The sequence below is a fragment of the Aeromonas sp. QDB68 genome (assembly GCF_027707405.1).
Taxonomy (GTDB): domain Bacteria; phylum Pseudomonadota; class Gammaproteobacteria; order Enterobacterales; family Aeromonadaceae; genus Aeromonas; species Aeromonas caviae.
Genome location: NZ_JAPCIQ010000049.1, coordinates 1 through 15860, shown reverse-complemented (window position 1 = coordinate 15860; position 15860 = coordinate 1). Strand labels below are relative to the sequence as shown.

At 63.3% G+C, this 15860-nt stretch carries 16 protein-coding genes and 3 tRNA genes; 9 read left to right on the top strand and 10 right to left on the bottom strand.

Translation table 11 applies throughout. From position 1 onward, the window contains the following. Positions 1 to 16 precede the first annotated feature (16 nt). The 3 genes from glsB to PG892_RS14240 all read left to right on the top strand — a co-directional run bounded on the left by glsB (position 17) and on the right by PG892_RS14240 (position 2649). On the top strand, positions 17 to 937 hold the full coding sequence (gene glsB, locus PG892_RS14250; protein WP_010675499.1) for a glutaminase B: 921 nt from the start codon (positions 17 to 19) through the stop codon (positions 935 to 937). Between the two features lie 38 nt (positions 938 to 975). Further along, positions 976 to 2259: a rhodanese-like domain-containing protein gene (locus PG892_RS14245; RefSeq protein WP_372587213.1), complete on the top strand. Its 1284-nt coding sequence runs from the start codon at positions 976 to 978 to the stop codon at positions 2257 to 2259. A 183-nt stretch (positions 2260 to 2442) separates the two neighbouring features. Next, positions 2443 to 2649 carry a YgdI/YgdR family lipoprotein gene (locus PG892_RS14240; protein WP_041215736.1) on the top strand — a complete coding sequence of 69 codons (207 nt, stop codon included), beginning with the start codon at positions 2443 to 2445 and terminating at the stop codon, positions 2647 to 2649. A 55-nt stretch (positions 2650 to 2704) separates the two neighbouring features. Here the strand turns inward: PG892_RS14240 and PG892_RS14235 are convergent, their stop codons facing one another. Together PG892_RS14235 and PG892_RS14230 are read right to left on the bottom strand one after the other, a co-directional pair. Next, the gene (locus tag PG892_RS14235) at positions 2705 to 6265 is read right to left on the bottom strand and encodes an ATP-binding cassette domain-containing protein (RefSeq protein ID WP_223916686.1); all 3561 of its coding nucleotides are present in this window, start codon (positions 6263 to 6265) and stop codon (positions 2705 to 2707) included. A gap of 97 nt (positions 6266 to 6362) precedes the next feature. After that, positions 6363 to 7640: an alpha/beta hydrolase gene (locus tag PG892_RS14230; RefSeq protein ID WP_103858190.1), complete on the bottom strand. Its 1278-nt coding sequence runs from the start codon at positions 7638 to 7640 to the stop codon at positions 6363 to 6365. A 236-nt stretch (positions 7641 to 7876) separates the two neighbouring features. Here PG892_RS14230 and PG892_RS14225 point away from each other — a divergent pair, with 236 nt between their 5' ends. Next, positions 7877 to 8011: a hypothetical protein gene (locus PG892_RS14225; protein ID WP_081000980.1), complete on the top strand. Its 135-nt coding sequence runs from the start codon at positions 7877 to 7879 to the stop codon at positions 8009 to 8011. Positions 8012 to 8166: 155 nt separating this feature from the next. Next, positions 8167 to 8388, top strand: coding sequence for a hypothetical protein (locus PG892_RS14220; protein WP_103858189.1), 222 nt, complete (start codon positions 8167 to 8169; stop codon positions 8386 to 8388). A gap of 64 nt (positions 8389 to 8452) precedes the next feature. Here PG892_RS14220 and PG892_RS14215 read toward each other — a convergent pair. Together PG892_RS14215 and PG892_RS14210 are read right to left on the bottom strand one after the other, a co-directional pair. Then, positions 8453 to 8528, bottom strand: a tRNA-Asn gene (locus PG892_RS14215). A gap of 5 nt (positions 8529 to 8533) precedes the next feature. Continuing rightward, a tRNA-Phe gene (locus tag PG892_RS14210) sits at positions 8534 to 8609 on the bottom strand. Positions 8610 to 8990: 381 nt separating this feature from the next. Here PG892_RS14210 and rraB point away from each other — a divergent pair. Then, positions 8991 to 9326 carry a ribonuclease E inhibitor RraB gene (rraB, locus tag PG892_RS14205; RefSeq protein ID WP_103858188.1) on the top strand — a complete coding sequence of 112 codons (336 nt, stop codon included), beginning with the start codon at positions 8991 to 8993 and terminating at the stop codon, positions 9324 to 9326. A 68-nt stretch (positions 9327 to 9394) separates the two neighbouring features. Here the strand turns inward: rraB and PG892_RS14200 are convergent, their stop codons facing one another. Next, positions 9395 to 11368 (bottom strand): sensor domain-containing protein, encoded by a 1974-nt coding sequence (locus tag PG892_RS14200; protein ID WP_103858187.1) that lies wholly within the window; start codon positions 11366 to 11368, stop codon positions 9395 to 9397. Between the two features lie 166 nt (positions 11369 to 11534). Between PG892_RS14200 and PG892_RS14195 the strand changes: the two genes are divergently transcribed. After that, positions 11535 to 12029 (top strand): hypothetical protein, encoded by a 495-nt coding sequence (locus PG892_RS14195; RefSeq protein ID WP_029314787.1) that lies wholly within the window; start codon positions 11535 to 11537, stop codon positions 12027 to 12029. A gap of 100 nt (positions 12030 to 12129) precedes the next feature. On the opposite strand, the gene PG892_RS14190 is transcribed toward PG892_RS14195, so the two are convergent. The 5 genes from PG892_RS14190 to rsgA are packed head-to-tail and all read right to left on the bottom strand — an operon-like array spanning position 12130 to position 14971. Next, on the bottom strand, positions 12130 to 12531 hold the full coding sequence (locus PG892_RS14190; RefSeq protein WP_103858186.1) for a hypothetical protein: 402 nt from the start codon (positions 12529 to 12531) through the stop codon (positions 12130 to 12132). 2 nt (positions 12532 to 12533) lie between these two features. After that, positions 12534 to 12785 (bottom strand): DUF2960 domain-containing protein, encoded by a 252-nt coding sequence (locus tag PG892_RS14185; protein WP_010675489.1) that lies wholly within the window; start codon positions 12783 to 12785, stop codon positions 12534 to 12536. A gap of 4 nt (positions 12786 to 12789) precedes the next feature. After that, positions 12790 to 13038, bottom strand: a complete 249-nt coding sequence (locus tag PG892_RS14180) for a VF530 family DNA-binding protein (protein ID WP_103858185.1) — start codon at positions 13036 to 13038, stop codon at positions 12790 to 12792. Then, the gene (asd, locus tag PG892_RS14175) at positions 13035 to 13907 is read right to left on the bottom strand and encodes an archaetidylserine decarboxylase (protein WP_103858201.1); all 873 of its coding nucleotides are present in this window, start codon (positions 13905 to 13907) and stop codon (positions 13035 to 13037) included. The genes PG892_RS14180 and asd overlap by 4 nt, the downstream gene beginning before the upstream one ends. Positions 13908 to 13936: 29 nt before the next feature. After that, the gene (gene rsgA / locus PG892_RS14170) at positions 13937 to 14971 is read right to left on the bottom strand and encodes a small ribosomal subunit biogenesis GTPase RsgA (protein WP_039040203.1); all 1035 of its coding nucleotides are present in this window, start codon (positions 14969 to 14971) and stop codon (positions 13937 to 13939) included. A gap of 91 nt (positions 14972 to 15062) precedes the next feature. On the opposite strand from rsgA, the gene orn reads away from it, so the two are divergent. Then, the gene (orn, locus tag PG892_RS14165) at positions 15063 to 15608 is read left to right on the top strand and encodes an oligoribonuclease (RefSeq protein WP_042014296.1); all 546 of its coding nucleotides are present in this window, start codon (positions 15063 to 15065) and stop codon (positions 15606 to 15608) included. Between the two features lie 177 nt (positions 15609 to 15785). Then, positions 15786 to 15858, top strand: a tRNA-Gly gene (locus PG892_RS14160). The last annotated feature ends 2 nt before the right edge of the window (positions 15859 to 15860 follow it).

Sequence of the window (15860 nt, the reverse complement as noted above, 5' to 3'; positions counted from 1 at the left end):
CGTCATGGAATAGCCAATGGTGTTGTCATCCGAATTACTGGCCGGCATCCTGGAAGAGGTGCGTCCGCTGCTCGGGCAGGGGAAGGTGGCCGATTACATTCCCGCCCTGGCCCAGGTGCCTGCCGACCGGCTGGGGATCGCGGTCTGTACCGTTGAAGGGGAATTGTTCACCGCAGGTGACGCTTTCGAGCCTTTCTCCATCCAGAGTATCTCCAAGGCCCTGAGCCTCACGCTGGCCTTGACCCTCTATCAGGAGGAGGAGATCTGGGCCCGGGTGGGCAAGGAGCCCTCCGGCCAGCCGTTCAACTCCCTCGTCCAGCTGGAGTTCGAGCAGGGTATTCCCCGCAACCCCTTCATCAACGCCGGTGCCCTGGTGGTGAGCGATCTGCTGGAAACCCGGCTCACCGCTCCTCGCCAACGCACTCTGGAGCTGGTACGCCGCCTGTGCGGCAACCCGGCCATCATGGCGGATCAGGTGGTGGCGCGCTCCGAGTACCAGCACTCCGCCCGCAATGCCGCCATCGCCTATCTGATGAAGGCCTATGGCAACTTCGAGAACGAGGTGGACAAGGTATTGCAGAGCTACTTCAATGCCTGCGCCATCCGCATGAGCTGCGTCGATCTGGCACGAGCCTTCGTCTATCTGGCTAACCGGGGCGTCCCTCTTGGCGAGAGCACGCCCCTGCTGCCGGCCCGGACCACCAAGCAGGTCAATGCCCTGCTCGCCACCTGCGGCCTCTATGACGAGGCGGGCGACTTCGCCTACCGGGTCGGCATGCCGGGGAAGTCCGGGGTGGGGGGCGGCATCATGGCGCTGATCCCGGGAGAGCTTTCCATCTGCGTCTGGTCACCCGAGCTCAACAAGGCGGGCAACTCCCTGGCCGGGACGGCGGCGCTGGAGCTGCTGGCCGAGCGCCTGGGCCGCTCCATTTTTTAACTCTCTTCACTATGCATCGAGACGACATCATGAAACGAATGACTGGACTGTGGCGAAGCTGCCTGACCGCCTTGCTGATCTGGTGTGCCTGGCCCGCGCTGGCCGCCGAGCTGCCCCCGCTCTCCCTGGCGGATGCCAAGGGGAAGGAGGCGGTGATCCTGGATACCCGCCCGAGCTATTTCTACCAGGGCTGGCCCATGGACGGGGAGAAGCAGGGGGGCCATGTGGCCGGTGCCGAGCTGCTCTCCGCAGAGTGGAAATACAGTGACGAGGAGTGGCCTGCGGCACTCGTGAGCAAGGGGTTGAAGGCCGACAAACCCGTCGCCCTCTATGGCCCCCCTCGCGAGGTGGCCGAGGTGGCCCGTCTGCTGCGCCAGCAGGGCATCAAGCAGCTGTTCGAGCTGCAGGGATGGAAAGAGGCGCCCCGGGAGCATCTGGCACGCTGGCAGCAGCTGGTCCATCCGCTCTGGCTGGCAGACTTGCAGGCAGGCAAACCGGTCATCGCCGCCCCCAAGGGGGAGTGGAAGGTGTTCGAGGTGGACTGGGGATCCCCCAAGGCCTATCTGCTGAGCCACATTCCGGGAGCCGGCTACATCGACACCAACCGGCTGGAAGGGGAGCCGCTGTGGAACAAGGTCTCTGACGAGGCGCTCAAGGCGCTGCTGCTGGAGAACGGCATCCGTCATGACACCACCGTCATCCTCTATGGCCGCAACACCATGGCGGCGGCCCGTGCGGCCCATCTGATGATGTATGCGGGGGTCGAGGATGTGCGGCTGCTGGATGGCGGGCTGGAGGCCTGGTTCGTGCAGCATCTGCGCACCGAGACCGGGCTGGCCAACAAGTTCACCCCGGCCAAGGAGTTTGGCGTGGCCATCCCGGCCCATCCCGAGTACTACACCACCCTTGACCAGGCCAAGGCCCTGCTCAAGCAGCCGGACGGCGCCCTGGTCAGCGTGCGCACCTGGGACGAGTTCGTGGGCAATACCTCGGGCTACAGCTACATCAAGCCCAAGGGGGACATTCCCGGGGCCAGATGGGGTCACGGCGGGGTGGATGCCAACAGCATGAGCGACTTCCACAACCCGGACGGCACCATGAAGCCCGCCCGCGAGATCCTCGCCATGTGGGATGAGTGGAATATCGAGCCGACCCAGCAGGCCGCTTTCTACTGCGGCACCGGCTGGCGCGCCTCCGAGGCGTTCTTCTACGCCTGGTTGATGGACTGGAAGCGGATCAGCGTCTACGACGGCGGCTGGTTCGAGTGGAGCATGGATCCGGCCAACCCCACCGTCACCGGCGAGCGCAAGCCGGGCAAGTAACTAATAATCCAGAGCAGGCCGGACAGATGTCCGGTCTTTCTTTTCTTGATAGATCATTTTCAATGGCTATAGCAGGTGGATTCTTTCTGTGAATCCTGTTGCTGCAATCAAGGTAAACGGGCCATCCGGTTGAGCTAGGCTTCATCTATCACCGCCATGGTGAGCGTGAAGAAGGGGAGAGTGATGAAAGCTGTGATGATGCTGGTTTGTCTGTTGGGATTGGCGGGGTGCAGCTCCCAATACATCATGAGCACCAAGGATGGCAAGATGATTGCCACCGACAGCAAACCCAGGTTGGACGAGACCACAGGCATGTATCGCTATTACGATGAAGAGGGGCGGGAGGTGCACATCAACAAGGACGACATCACCCAGATCATGGAGCGTTGAGGCTCTCCTCAAGCAACAAGGGCTGCCCGGGGGCAGCCCTTGTTATTTTTGGCGCTCATGCCGTCTGGGGCACCTGACGGTTGACCTGGCCGGCAAACAGCTGGTGGAAGCGGGAGTGGGAGTTGGCCAGCAGGCTCACCGGCGACCCCTGCTCCACCACGGTGCCGGCCTCCATCACCACCACCTTGTCCACCGACAAGAGCGGCTCCAGGTGGTGGGCGATCACCAGATAGCTGGCCTCCGGCCGGTAGCGGTAGAGCAGCTCCGCCATCTTGCGCATGCCGCCGTGACTGAGATCCGAGGTGGCCTCGTCCAGCACGATGAGCGGTCGGCGCGACAGCAGGATGCGGGCGATCACCAGCAACTGGGTCTCGCCGGCGGAGAGTTGCAGCCTGTCGAGATCCTCATCCAGCCGCCCGGCGCAGCGCTCGGCGAGGCCCACCCGGGCAAGCGCCTGCTCAAGCACGGCGTCCTCATGCTCGGTCAGGGGCGCCAGGTTGGCCCGCAGACTACCGAAGAAGGTTAGCGGGATCTGGGAGACGGTGTCGTAGAGATCACGCACCGCCTCCGGTGCAAGTCGTGACAGTGGCTGATTGCCGTAGAAGATCTCCCCCTGGGAGGCGGGATACATGGCCTGCAATACCCCCAGCAGGGAGCTTTTGCCTGCCCCGGTACGCCCGCACACACCCACCTTTTCACCTGGGGCCAGTTCGAAGTTGACCTTGTGCAGCGCCCACTGGCTGGTCTGGGGGTAGCGCAGCCCCAGGTTGTCGAAGCGCACTGCGGGGTGAGGGGTGGCGAGGGCCTCTCCCTCCTGGCGTTCGCTCTCTATTTCGCTGTATTCGCGCACCCGCTCTACCGCGTTCATCACCTGTTCCACCTCGGCGAAGGTGCGGATGAGGGAGTTGAGCATGGCGGAAGCGGTAAAGGCATAGGTGATGGCAACCGCCCCCAGCAGCGGGCTGTTGCCAAAGGCCACCATGAGTGCCACGGCCCCCACCAGGGCGGCGGAGAGCAGGGTCTGGTGCATGCCGAGCCAGCGGTTGATGGAGGTGGTGGTGTACCAGCTGCGCAGGTTGTTGTCATAGTGGTGCAGCACCTGGTCCAGCGCGAAACGCTCGGCCCCTGCCAGGCGCAGGGCGGGGGCGCCGCGGATGGTCTCGCTGATGCTTATGTAGAGCGGGGAGCGCAGCACCGAGGACTGGCGCCGCAGCTTGAGTTGCACCGCCCGGTAGCGGCGCTGCAACACATAGAGCGCCCATCCCACCAGGGGAGCGATGAGCAGCAGCAGGGGAATATTGATGCCGATCACCACCACCTGCAAGGCCACGGACACCAGCATGCCGAACAGTCCCACCAGCATGGAGAGCAGCATCTCTTGCGCCTCCCCCAGATCCCGGTCGAAGCGGTTGAGGATGCGCCCCTGGGGCACCTTGTCGAAGAAGGCCATGGGGGCGCGGCTGATGCGCCCCAGCATGCCGTCAAACAGGGTCCAGGCCAGCTTGAGGCCGAGTTTGTAGTTGATGACTCGCACCGCCATGATGCAGGCGAGGGAGCCCGCCCCCAGCAGCACATAGATGCCGAGCAGGGTCGTGACGTCGCTCACCTCGGCCTTGCCGCCGAGCCAGAGATCCGAGGCGATGCGCAGCCCTTCCTGGCCCAGGGTGAGCAGCAGGACGAGCAGGATGGCACCGGGGGCGGCGAGGCGCTGCCACATGAAGCCAAACAGCCCCCAGTCCACCTTGCCCTCCACCACTTTCTCCTCGCTGAACTGCTCCGCCTCCTGAGGGGGCACCGGCGGGGCGGGCTGGGGATGCTGGACAAGATCCGCCAACTGGTGGGCATCGAGCTCCACCAGGCGCCCCTGCTCGATGCGGATCACCCGATCGCACCTGGCCAGCACATCCGGATCGTGGCTCACCAGGAGCCGGGTCGGCCCCGGCTTGAAGGCGAGCCCCTGCTCCAGTACCTGGGCCGCGACCATGGGGTCGAGCGCAGACAAGGGGTTGTCCAGCAGCAGGATATCGGCCCGGGCGTAGAGGGCGCGAGCCAGGGCGACCCGCTGCTGCTGGCCGCCAGAGAGGCGGGTGCCGAGCTCGCCCACCAGGGTTTGATCCCCGTGGCTGAGCAGCGCGAGATCGGCCGTGAGGGCGCAGGCGCCGAGCACCCAACGATAGCGCTCGACGTGCCAGGGCTGGCCGAACAGGATGTTGTTGCGGATGGTGTCGTTCATCAGCCAGGGCTTGTGGCCCAGATGGGCAACCCGGCCGTGGCGACGGATGCTGCCGGCAAACTCGCTGTCAAAGCCGGCAACCAGATGCAGCAGGCAGCTCTTGCCCGCCCCGGTGGCCCCGGTGATCCCCACGAGCTCCCCCGGTGCGATGGCGAGGTTGGCTCCCTCGAGCACCGGTTTTTTCTGGTGCAGGGCACTGACGCCTTCCAGGTGGAGGGCCCCCGCCGGCAGGGCGGGATCATCGAGTTCCCGGTGCTGCTCCGGGCTGTTCAGGAACTCGCACAGCCGGTTGAAGCCGGTGTTGAAGTTGATCAGGGTGCGGATGAGGTAGGGCAGTCGCATCATGGGGATGCGCAGCACGGTAAACAGGGCGATGGTGGTGAACACCTGGGGCAGGGTGAGGGTGTTGCCCGACGCCAGGTAGGTGGTGAAGGTGGCCAGGGTCACCAGCAGGGGAGTGCTCAGCATCAGCCCTTCGTTGATGGCATCGAGCCTGAGCACCCGGCCCAGCACCCCCAATTCCTGCTGGCGCTTGGTGTTGGCCGCCCGGGTAAAGAAGGGGCCAAGCCCGTTCTGGCGTACCAGCCTCAGCTTCTTGATGTATTCCGCCAGGATGCCGTTGCGCTCATCCTGCTGGCGCTTGAGCTGCTGCTCCTGCTGGTTCATGCGCCGTACTACCCGGGTGGAAATGAGCAGCAGCAGGGCCAGCACCGCGAAGCCCACCAGACCGGCACTGCCCACCTGCCACACCAGCAGGGCGATGGTGCCGATGAGTTGCAGCGCCATGGTGACCGGCATGGCGGGGTCAGCCAGGATCCAAGTAATGTCCCACACGTCCCGGTTGATGAGGTTCTGAACCCGGCCGCCGGCCCTGTCGTCGAAGCTCTTGCCACCCTGCTTCATCACCTTGGCGAGCAGGGATTCGGCCAGCAGACGGCGGATGGGCACGTGCATCTTGAGGGCCAGTTGCAAGGAGTGCTCCGCCAGCATGCCGGCGGCGAGCACGGAGGCGAACAGGGCCAGGGCCAGCAGCAGCTTGTGGCCGGTGGTGGCATCGGTGCCGAGCTGGGTCATGCTGTGGTTGAGCAGCCAGGGGCTGGTCAGGGTGGCGAGCATGCCGAGCAGTTGCAGCAGGGTGAGCAGGCCAATTCGTCCCTTGTAATGGCGCCAGATAAAGGCGGTCAGGGGCCAGGGTCGCACCGGCTGGCGGGCGGTGAGCGCGAGGAAGGCGTCGGCGCGGCCGTCGCGCCTGTCTTCCGGCAGCAGGGGATAGAGATCGTCGAGACTGACCTGGGGCTGGGTCAGCCCCTTGCGCAGCAGCGGGCCGGTCCAGCGATAGAAGAGGCGACTCAGCCAGCCGGCCGAGATTTCCGGATGATCCAATGGGTGTCCTTGTTGTTTTGTGTTGCTTCCATGGGCGGGGCGGCTCATGGGCCGCCCTCGAACTTGTTGTCTTGCTGCGGGCGTGCGCCCGGCGGGATCAGCGATCCCGGTTCATGCGGATGAGCCGGTCCAGGATCCGCTCGCCATCGACCCGCAGGCCGTTGTGTTCGTACTCGTTGGTGATCCAGGCGCGGCTGTTGCCAAGTCCCTTCAGGGTGTCGCGGCTGAAGTCAAACTCCACGTACATGTCCTCGGCATAGACGGCGCAGGCCACCGGCACAGTGTTGCGGGCCAGCTGCGCCGGGTCGTAGAGGGGACCCCAGTCCGCTTTCTGGGCAAGTAGGTGGGCGGCCTCCTTCAGGGGAATGAGCTCGCGGAACTGCTCGAACATCCAGGGGAAGATCATCTCGCCGGTGAAGGCGAAATCTTTGCCTGGCGCCCAGGCCAGGGCAGGGAACTCCCTTCTCACCCGCTCGGCCGCCCAGTTGCTGGCACTCCCTTCGCAATAGATGAGCTCGTGCAGGATGGCGAACACCGGGTTGGTGTTGAACGGCTGCATGGCCTGCACCTGATAGAGGAAGGCGGGGTTGAGGCGTTCGCCGATGAAGGCGTCTTCCAGCAGGTAGTAAAGTGCCTCGAAGGCGCCGCTGGCCCCCAGATCCAGCCCCTGCTGCTGCAACTGCTCCACCGTTAGGCGCTGGCCGTTGGGCAGGCGCACGTCGTGGTGGTGCAGGTGATTGGCCAGCCGGTTGGCCAGGGCCTGTGCATGGGGGAAGCGGGTGAAGAAGGCGCGGTTCTTGTCCGCTACCCGCTGGTAGGTGGCGCGGTAGACCTCATCCGCACTGTGCCCGATGGGGGCCACGCCGCCGGTGAGGTAGACTTCGTGCAGGCTCCTTGGGAACAACGAGAGGTAGGTGAGGCTGCAAAAGCCGCCGAAACTCTGGCCGAGCAGGCTCCAGGGGCGCCCTGGGCTCAGCATCTCGCGAATGCATTCGGCGTCGCGCACTATGCTGTCGGCGCGAAAATGGCCGAGGTAGTCCGCCTGCTCACCTGGGGTCATCCCCGCCAGGGCGTCAGCACTGATGGGGGTGGAGTGGCCGGTGCCGCGCTGATCGAGCAGCAGCACCCGAAACTCCTGCAGGGCCCGCTTGATCCAGCCGCCATCGGCGGTCGGGCGAGGTGCGCCAAAACCCGGGCCCCCCTGCAGATAGAGCAGCCAGGGCAGGCCATCATCCAGCTTGTCCTTGCGGCAGAGGGTGCGGCCAAACAGGGTGAGGGTCGCCTCCTCGTCGGGATGCTGGTGGTCGAGGGGCACGGTAAAAAAGTGTGGCTCGCAATGGATGCCATCCAGCGCATAGTGCAAGGGGCTGCTCATCTGGGGTCTCCCTGAGGGTAGGCAAATCGTCGGCCTCATCATAGCCCTGGCGCAGGAGCGGGTCACGCCGGTTTTCCAGATTGTTAACAGAGATGGAGTCTGAGGTCGGTGCCGTACAAGGTGTGGTTTCGCCGCAGTTGACGGCGGGCTGCAACTGGACAAAGATGAGCCGCCTGCCGGGATGGGCAGGGATAGGTCAGCACCCCGGGTGCAGGAAACTGGATGGAGTTGGCTCGATGAAGCCGAGATGGATACGTGTTCGCAAGAGACGCACACAGAGGGATCCGGAGGGGGTGCTGCAGGCAGGTTTGCTGGTGTTCAGCGCCACCTGTGGTGCCACTCTGTTGCTGGCGGCCTGCAATGGCGGTTAGCTGAGTGAAACAGACCCGCTTGTCATGAGCGGGTTTTTTCATGCCGGAACAGAAGGTCGGGACCTGCCTGTAGCCCTTTGCGGGCGCGGGTTTGCGGTATGCAGAGCACGGCTGCTATGGTCAATTTACGACCGGATCCACAGAGGGAGGCGATCATGAACAGTCGTGAAAAAGTCCTGGCTCATTTGGCCACAGATCACCGGGTTGCAGGATTGACCGCTGGCGAGGCACTGGCTGGCATGAGCCACTCGATGAGTTCGCTCCTGCTGCAACAGGATCAGCACTTCTTCCGCCGCCATGCGGACGACCCCTGCCACGAAGTCGCCCGGGCCTGCTCGGCCGGACACATATGGCATGGGGACGAAAACCACTACTAGCCCCGGCATGTGAGTAAATGACAGATGCAAAAAGGCCCGCTCATCTGAGCGGGCCTTTCGAATTTGGCTCCTCCTACTGGACTTGAACCAGTGACATACGGATTAACAGTCCGCCGTTCTACCGACTGAACTAAGGAGGAATAGTTGGTGCCCAGAGACGGAATCGAACCGCCGACACGGGGATTTTCAATCCCCTGCTCTACCGACTGAGCTATCTGGGCAACGGCGCGCATTAAACCCTTTCTGGACTGAGGTGTCAACCACAGGCCGCAGATTGATGTACCGTTCGCTCGATATCCGAGCAATCTTCCCATGATTGGACCGATTTCCCCGTTTTAACCATGAAAAGAGGGGCGCCTGCGGGGCAGGGTGGGCCGACGGCCAGCAGAACATCATGAAGGATGGCGGGCTGCCTGACGTGCCGAGGGCTGCCCGCTGGCGCCAAGCCGGGAGAGGCGCCAGTTATCTTGGCCCATCGATTGAGCCTGCCGCGCTCTGAGGGTATGCTTTGCCGCACTCATCCCCTGGCCATGGTCCGGGCCGACGCGGCTGGCAGGGGTGACATCCATCCAACACCGCCTGGGGTTTATATGAATACCAATATGCAAGAGTGGCGCGAAGAGACCGCCGCCATCGTCAACGAGCTGCTGGCCGATGGCAGCAACCCGGATCTGGATTACGAGATTGAGCACCACTTTGCCTGCCAGAAGTTCGATCTGCTGGAGAAGGCGGCGCTCGATCTGTTCAAGGCCGGTTTCGACGTGACCGACGCCGAGGAGATGGAGCTGGACGACGGCGCCACCATCTTCTGTTTCGACGCCATGGTGGAGTGCAAGCTGGACATCGACACCATCGTCGCCGACATCGAGAAGATGCTGCCCATCCTCGAGAAATACGGGGTGGACTACGACGGCTGGGGCACCTACTTCCAGGAGTAAGTGCGCCAGATCATGCACGCTTTGCAAAAACAACAAGGCCACCCTTGGGTGGCCTTGTTGTTGCTGGCTTACTGCTCCGGCAGCTGGTAGCTGCGGGCAAACTCGGCCGATGGGAGGGGACGGCTGAACAGATAGCCTTGTAGCCGATCGCAACCGACCTGCACCAGCCAGGCCTGCTGCTCCGGCGTCTCCACCCCTTCGGCGGTGATCTTGATGCCAAGCTCATGGCCCAACCCGATGACGGAACGCACGATGGCGGTGGTGGCCTGGTTGGTGGCCAGCCCCTGGGTGAAGCTTTTGTCGAGCTTGAGGGTCGCCACCTGCAGCCTGGGAAGATAGGCGAGGGAGCAGTAGCCGGTGCCGAAGTCGTCGATGGCGAGCTGGAAGCCCGCCTCGATGAGGCTGGCCAGGTTGCTCTCTATCTCGTCGGCATTCTCCATCAGCACCCCTTCGGTGATCTCCAGCTCCAGTTGCCAGGGGGCGAGCCCGTGGCGCGCGATGCAGTCGAAGATCTGCGGGCAGAGCTCGGGATCGCGGAACTGCAGGGGCGAGAGGTTGATGGAGAGCACCAGATCCGGGGCCGCTACCTGCCAGCGGGCAAGCTGGGCACAGCCGAGCTCCAGCATCAGCTGGCCGAGCTGGCCGATGAGCCCCAGCTCCTCCGCCAGCGGAATGAACTCGTCGGGGGAGATCATGCCGAATTCGGGATGGGGCCAGCGGCAGAGCAGCTCAGCACCGTGCAGCCGGTTGCTGTGGGTGCAGATGATGGGCTGGTAGACGGCGGTCAGTTCGGCGGACTTGATGGCGAGTGGCAACTGGGCGGCGATGAGCTGGCGGCGTTTGAGCTTGGCATCGAGTGCGGGGTCGAACAGGGTACAGTGCTGCTGCTGGCGCTTGCCCTGGGCCAGGGCGGCCTCGGCGTGGCTCAGCAGACGCTCGGCATCCTTGGCCTTGCCATGGGCGATGCCGAGGAACACCGGGATCTGAATCCTGTGTTCTTCCACCTGGTAGGGCGTCATCAGCTCCTGCTGCAGGTTGCGGCTCCACGTATCCAGAGAGAGGGGGAGCTCGGGCAGCAGCAGGGCGAAGTCATCCGCCGCGACCCGGCAGAGCAGGGACTGGGGCGGCGCCAGTCGTTGCAGGCGACGGGCCACCTGGCTCAACAGGCGGTCGGCGACCCGTATGCCGAAGCGATCGTTGATCTCGCGAAAATGTTGCAGATCCACCAGCAGCAGGCTGGCCTTGCGGGCGCCCAGATGACGGCTGGTCTGGAGGAAGTGGGAGAGCTTGAGCAGGCCGGTCAGGCTGTCGTAGTGCTGCTCCTGCTGCAACTGGGCCTGGGTGGTGCGCAGCCCGGTGATGTCGCGGCTCAGGGTAAGGATGCCGAGGGAGTTGCCCTCGTCATCCGGCACCTCGACCCGGGTGACCTCCAGATGGCGGCCTCTGCCCTGGGCATCCACCACGCAATACTCCCCCTGGCCCAGGGTTTGTTCGACGGGCAGCCGGGGCGGGACGCGCCGACCCAGAGCCTCGCTTGCCACCAGCCCCATGAAGTCGAGAAAGGCCTGGTTGCAGTCGATGAGCACGCCCTGGTGATCCTCGAGACGGATGAGGTCGGGAATGGCATCCAGCAGGCGGCGTTGCAGCAACTGCTGCTGGCGGAAGGTTTGCTCCAGCTCCTTGCGCTGATCGATGGCGCTGACCATGGCAAACAGGGCGATGGGATCGCCGTGCTCGTCATACAGGGGAACCTTGTTGATCTCCATCCAGCTGGCGCCTTCGCCGCTGTGGCAATGGAGCTGCTGGTGCAGCAGGGGTTTGCCGTCGGCCAGCAGGCGGTCATCTTCCTCCCGGAATACATCCCCCCAGGGCATCTCGGCATCGCTCTTACCAATGAGTTCGCTCGGATCTTGCAGGCCGGCTTCCCTAGCGAATGCCTTGTTGGCAAACAGGTACCGTCCGTGCTTGTCCCGGCAGAAGATATTCATGGGTAACTGGTCGATGATCTGCTGCAGCAGCGCCAGGGAGAGCGAAGAAGTCACGAGAGCACTCACGGGGGAGACTTCGAGCAAATCTATGATAACAGGTGGGTTTTGTAAAGCCTGGGTTAAGAGTACGCCATTTGTGCGGATCCCTGCTGACAGCCTGTGTCGCGATCGCCATAATAGCCGCCGGTCGGCCTATGGCCTTATGGATGAGAGAAGCAGCATGAAGAAGATAATGGGGGGCGCCCTGGCCCTGTTGATGGTGGGTTGTGCGAGCGACAACAACGGCGGCGAGCAGTATCGCTATACCCCGCCGGTTGCCAAGGCAACCAACAACACCCAGGAGATGGCGATCCCGGTGGATCTGGTGTGGGCCCGTGCCGAGAAGTGGTTCGGCGATCACGGCCTGAACATCGAGAACAGCCAGCGTGGTGCCGGTCTGATGACCGCCAACGTGGAAAACTCGGCCGATGGCCTGGAGTGGCTGGATTGCGGCACCATGGGGTCCAAGGTAGCGCTGGGCAACCCCAACCTGCAGATCAACCTGATCATCACCCAGAGCGGCAACAACAGCGTGGCGACCGTCAACGTCAAAGGCAACACCCAGCTCTACTTCGTCGAGTCCTCCGGCGAGCGGGTACTGGCTCCCTCCATCACCCCCGTGTGCGTCTCCCGCGGCAGCCTGGAACAGAGCCTGTTCTCCACCCTCGGCAACTGATCCTGCCGGGTATCATGAAAAACCCCGTTGCGTGCAACGGGGTTTTTTTATGCCTGCTCCGCGCCCATCAGGGCGTGAGGGGAGAGATGACGCCAGAGGCTCAGGGGGTCAGATCGCCGTGATAGAGCACATGGTCGCCGGCTTTGAGCATATACCCCTTCCAGGGGAAGAGCTGATAGCCACCGCCCTGCCAGGACCAGTTGCCCTCTTCGCCCTGGCGGATCAGCCGGATCGGCTCGCCCTCTGGCAGGGTCAGCTCGGCCTGACTCTGATCGGCATTGAACAGCACGAAGGCGCTGACGGTCTGACCGGCATCGATCGGGTTGAGGCGAATGCCCTGCTCGAACAGCCGCACGCACTGTCCTGCCAGCGCCGACCACTGATAGCCCGCGCTGCCGATGCAGCCATGTTCGTCGCGATCGGCGCCGACCAGGGGCTCCCTCGGTGTCGTGTTGCAGGCGGCCAGCAGCAGGGTGGCCGCCATCAGGGTCAAGGTACGCATGGTTACTCCTTGGCGTCCCGTTCGATGACGATGTTGGAGAAGCCCAGCTCCTTGAAGTAGTTCTCCCGGTAATCCTTCACGCTCTTCTTGTCGCGGCGGCACACCTGGGCCAGCTGCTCTTCCATGGCGTGGAAGCGGGTCAGATCGATCCCCTCGGCGGCGGCAACGGCATCATAGATGCTGTTGAACTTGTCGTTGGCGTAGCCAATCTCCCTGGCCTGCTTCTTGTAGGTGTAGGTAATCTTGAACGCCATGGCGTCACTCCTTCTCTTTGGCCTGCTTGCGCTGGACGTACAGATAGAGGCTTTCGACCTTCTCTCTGGCCCAGGGGGTCTTGCGCAAGAACTTCAGGCTGGACTTGATGCTGGGATTATCGGTGAAGCAGCGGATATTGATCTGCTGCCCCAGCGCTTCCCAGCCATAGTGCGCGACCAGGGCGGTGACGATGGCCTCCAGGGTCAGCCCGTGCAGCGGGTTGTTCTTCTGGGAAGCGGGTTGATTGCTCATGCTTGCGCCGCCAGGGTGGCAAAGGGCTGACCCATGCGGGTGGTGACCCCGTTGGCCAGGTGCGGCTCGAAACCGGCCAGCATGCCCGGGCCAAACAGGCAGACGACTGTGCTGCCCAGCTTGAACAGGCCCATCTCGGCCCCCTTTTGCAGGTTGATGGCTTCATCGCCGGTGTAGTCCCAGCGCACCACCTTCTTCTCTTTGGTCGGCGCTATGTTGCCGGCCCAGATGGTCTCGATGCTCGCGACGATAGTGGCACCGACCAGCACCAGGGCCATGGGGCCGTGGGGGGTACGGAAGGTGGCCACCACCCGCTCGTTGCGGGCAAACAGGTTGGGCACGTTCTCGGCGGTGAGGGGGTTGACGGAGAAGAGATCCCCCGGCACGAACACCATGCTCTCCAGCACGCCGTCCAGCGGCATGTGGATGCGGTGGTAATCCTTGGGTGCCAGATAGATGGTAGCGAAGTCGCCATCCTTGAACGGGGCCACCAGATCCTCATAGCCCCCCAGCAGCTCGCGGGCGCTGTAGTCGTGGCCCTTGGCCTGGATGATGCGACCTTGGCTGATGGGCCCGAGCTGGCTGACGGTGCCATCCACCGGCAGGGCCAGGGTCATGGCGTCTTCCACCACGGGGCGGATGCCGGGCTTGAGCTCGCGGGTGAAGAATTCGTTGAAGCTCTTGTAGTGGGCAGGGCTCTCGTGCAGCGCCTCGCTCATGTCGACCTGGTACTGCTTGATAAAGGCCTCGATCACCCTGGTGGTGAGGTTGCCCGCTTCGGCGGCGGCAAGTTTGCCCACCAGGCGGGAGAGGGCGTGTTTGGGCAGGCAGTATTGACCGGCAATTTTCAGGTTGTCAGTGATGCTCATGATCTTCATCTGGGAATGAGTTGAACGGGTCACAGCCGCGCCTGTTGGCGACCGTGGCGGGCTTCCTGCATGGTTTCCAGGATGCGGTGGTAGTTGTGGAAGCGATCGGCGCTGATGGCGCCCGCTTCAACCGCGGCGCGCAGGGCGCAGCCGGGATCATCCTTGTGGGTGCAGTCGCGAAACTTGCAGCCACCCAGGTAGTCGCGAAACTCGACGAAGCACCAGGTGATGCGGTCGGCTTCCAGGTGCCAGAGGGCGAACTCGCGGATCCCGGGGGAGTCGATGAGATCGCCGCCGCTCGGGAAGTGGTAGAGCCGCGCCGTGGTGGTGGTGTGCTGGCCGAGCCCCGAGTTCTCGGAGATCTCGCCGGTGAGCACGTCCAGCCCCGGCATCAGGGCGTTGGTGAGGGACGACTTGCCCACCCCGGACTGGCCCACGAAGATGCTGATCTTGTCGGTGAGCGCCGCCTTGAGGGCGTCGATGCCCTCACCGCTCTCGCAGCTCACCAGCAGCACCTCGTAACCGAGCTTGCGGTAGGTCTCGAGCTGGTGCTCGATACGGGCGCGGGCTGCGTCATCGAGCATGTCGACCTTGTTCAGCACGATGAGGGGCGCTATCTCCACATCTTCTGCCGCCACCAGGTAGCGGTCGACGATATTGGTGGAGAACTCTGGCATCACCGCCGAGACGATGATGATCTGGTCGATGTTGGCGGCGATGGGTTTGACCCCGTCGTAGAAGTCCGGCCGGGTCAGCACCGAGTGGCGCGGATGCACCGCCTCGATGACGCCGGCAGTCGCGGCATTGAGGCCGGGGCGCCACACCACCTTGTCGCCGCACACCAGGCTGCTGATGCTGCTGCGCCGCAGGTTGCTGCGGTGGATGGCACCATCGCTCGCCTCGACATCCGCGTGCTGGCCGAAACGGCTGATCACCACCCCTTCGATGGCGGGGCCGAACAGGGTGTCATCTACCACTGTGGTGTGCTCTTTTTGCAGCCGCCGCTCGCGGTTGGCCTGGACGCGCCTTTGTTGACCCAGATTGAGTTTTGCTTTCTTTGCCACGGGGTTTGCCAGTTTATGAACAGATTCAAAGCCAGTATGATACATGCAAATTGGCAAAATTCCGCCATTCCTCCCAATAGAGAGAGCAATCATGACAGTCAGCGCGCAGAACCTGGTATGGATCGACATGGAGATGACGGGTCTGGACCCCGAAGAGAACGTGGTACTGGAGATCGCCACCATCGTCACCGACAAGGACCTGAACGTGCTGGCCGAAGGGCCGGTCATCGCCATCCACCAGAGCGAGGAAGAGCTGGGCAAGATGGATGACTGGAACGTCAACACCCACACCAAGAGCGGGCTGGTGGCCCGGGTCAAGGCGAGTGAATACGACGAGGCCAAGGCCGTTGCCGAGACCCTCGCCTTCATTCGCCAGTGGGTGCCGGAGCGCACCAGCCCCCTGTGCGGCAACAGCATCGGCCAGGATCGCCGCTTCATGGTCAAGCACATGAGCGATCTGGAAGCCTTCTTCCATTACCGCAACGTGGACGTCAGCACCATCAAGGAGCTGGTCCGTCGCTGGCAGCCTGAACTGCTGGATCAGTTCAAGAAGAGTGGCTCCCACCAGGCGCTGGACGACATCCGCGAATCCATCGCCGAACTGCAGTTCTACCGCGCCCACGTCTTCAAAATCTGAGTGGCTGGCAAGGGGTTGCCGTCGTTCGGTTGCTAAAATCAGCAGTTCGGCCAGCTTTTGAGCGAACGGCTGCAACCAGACAAAAAAGCCCTTGCAATTGGAATGTCTGCTCTTATAATTCGGCTCCCGTACAGTAGCGCAAGCAACCAAATGCTGTACGGTCTGTTTTCAGGTTTTGCGGGAATAGCTCAGTTGGTAGAGCACGACCTTGCCAAGGTCGGGGTCGCGAGTTCGAGTCTCGTTTCCCGCTCC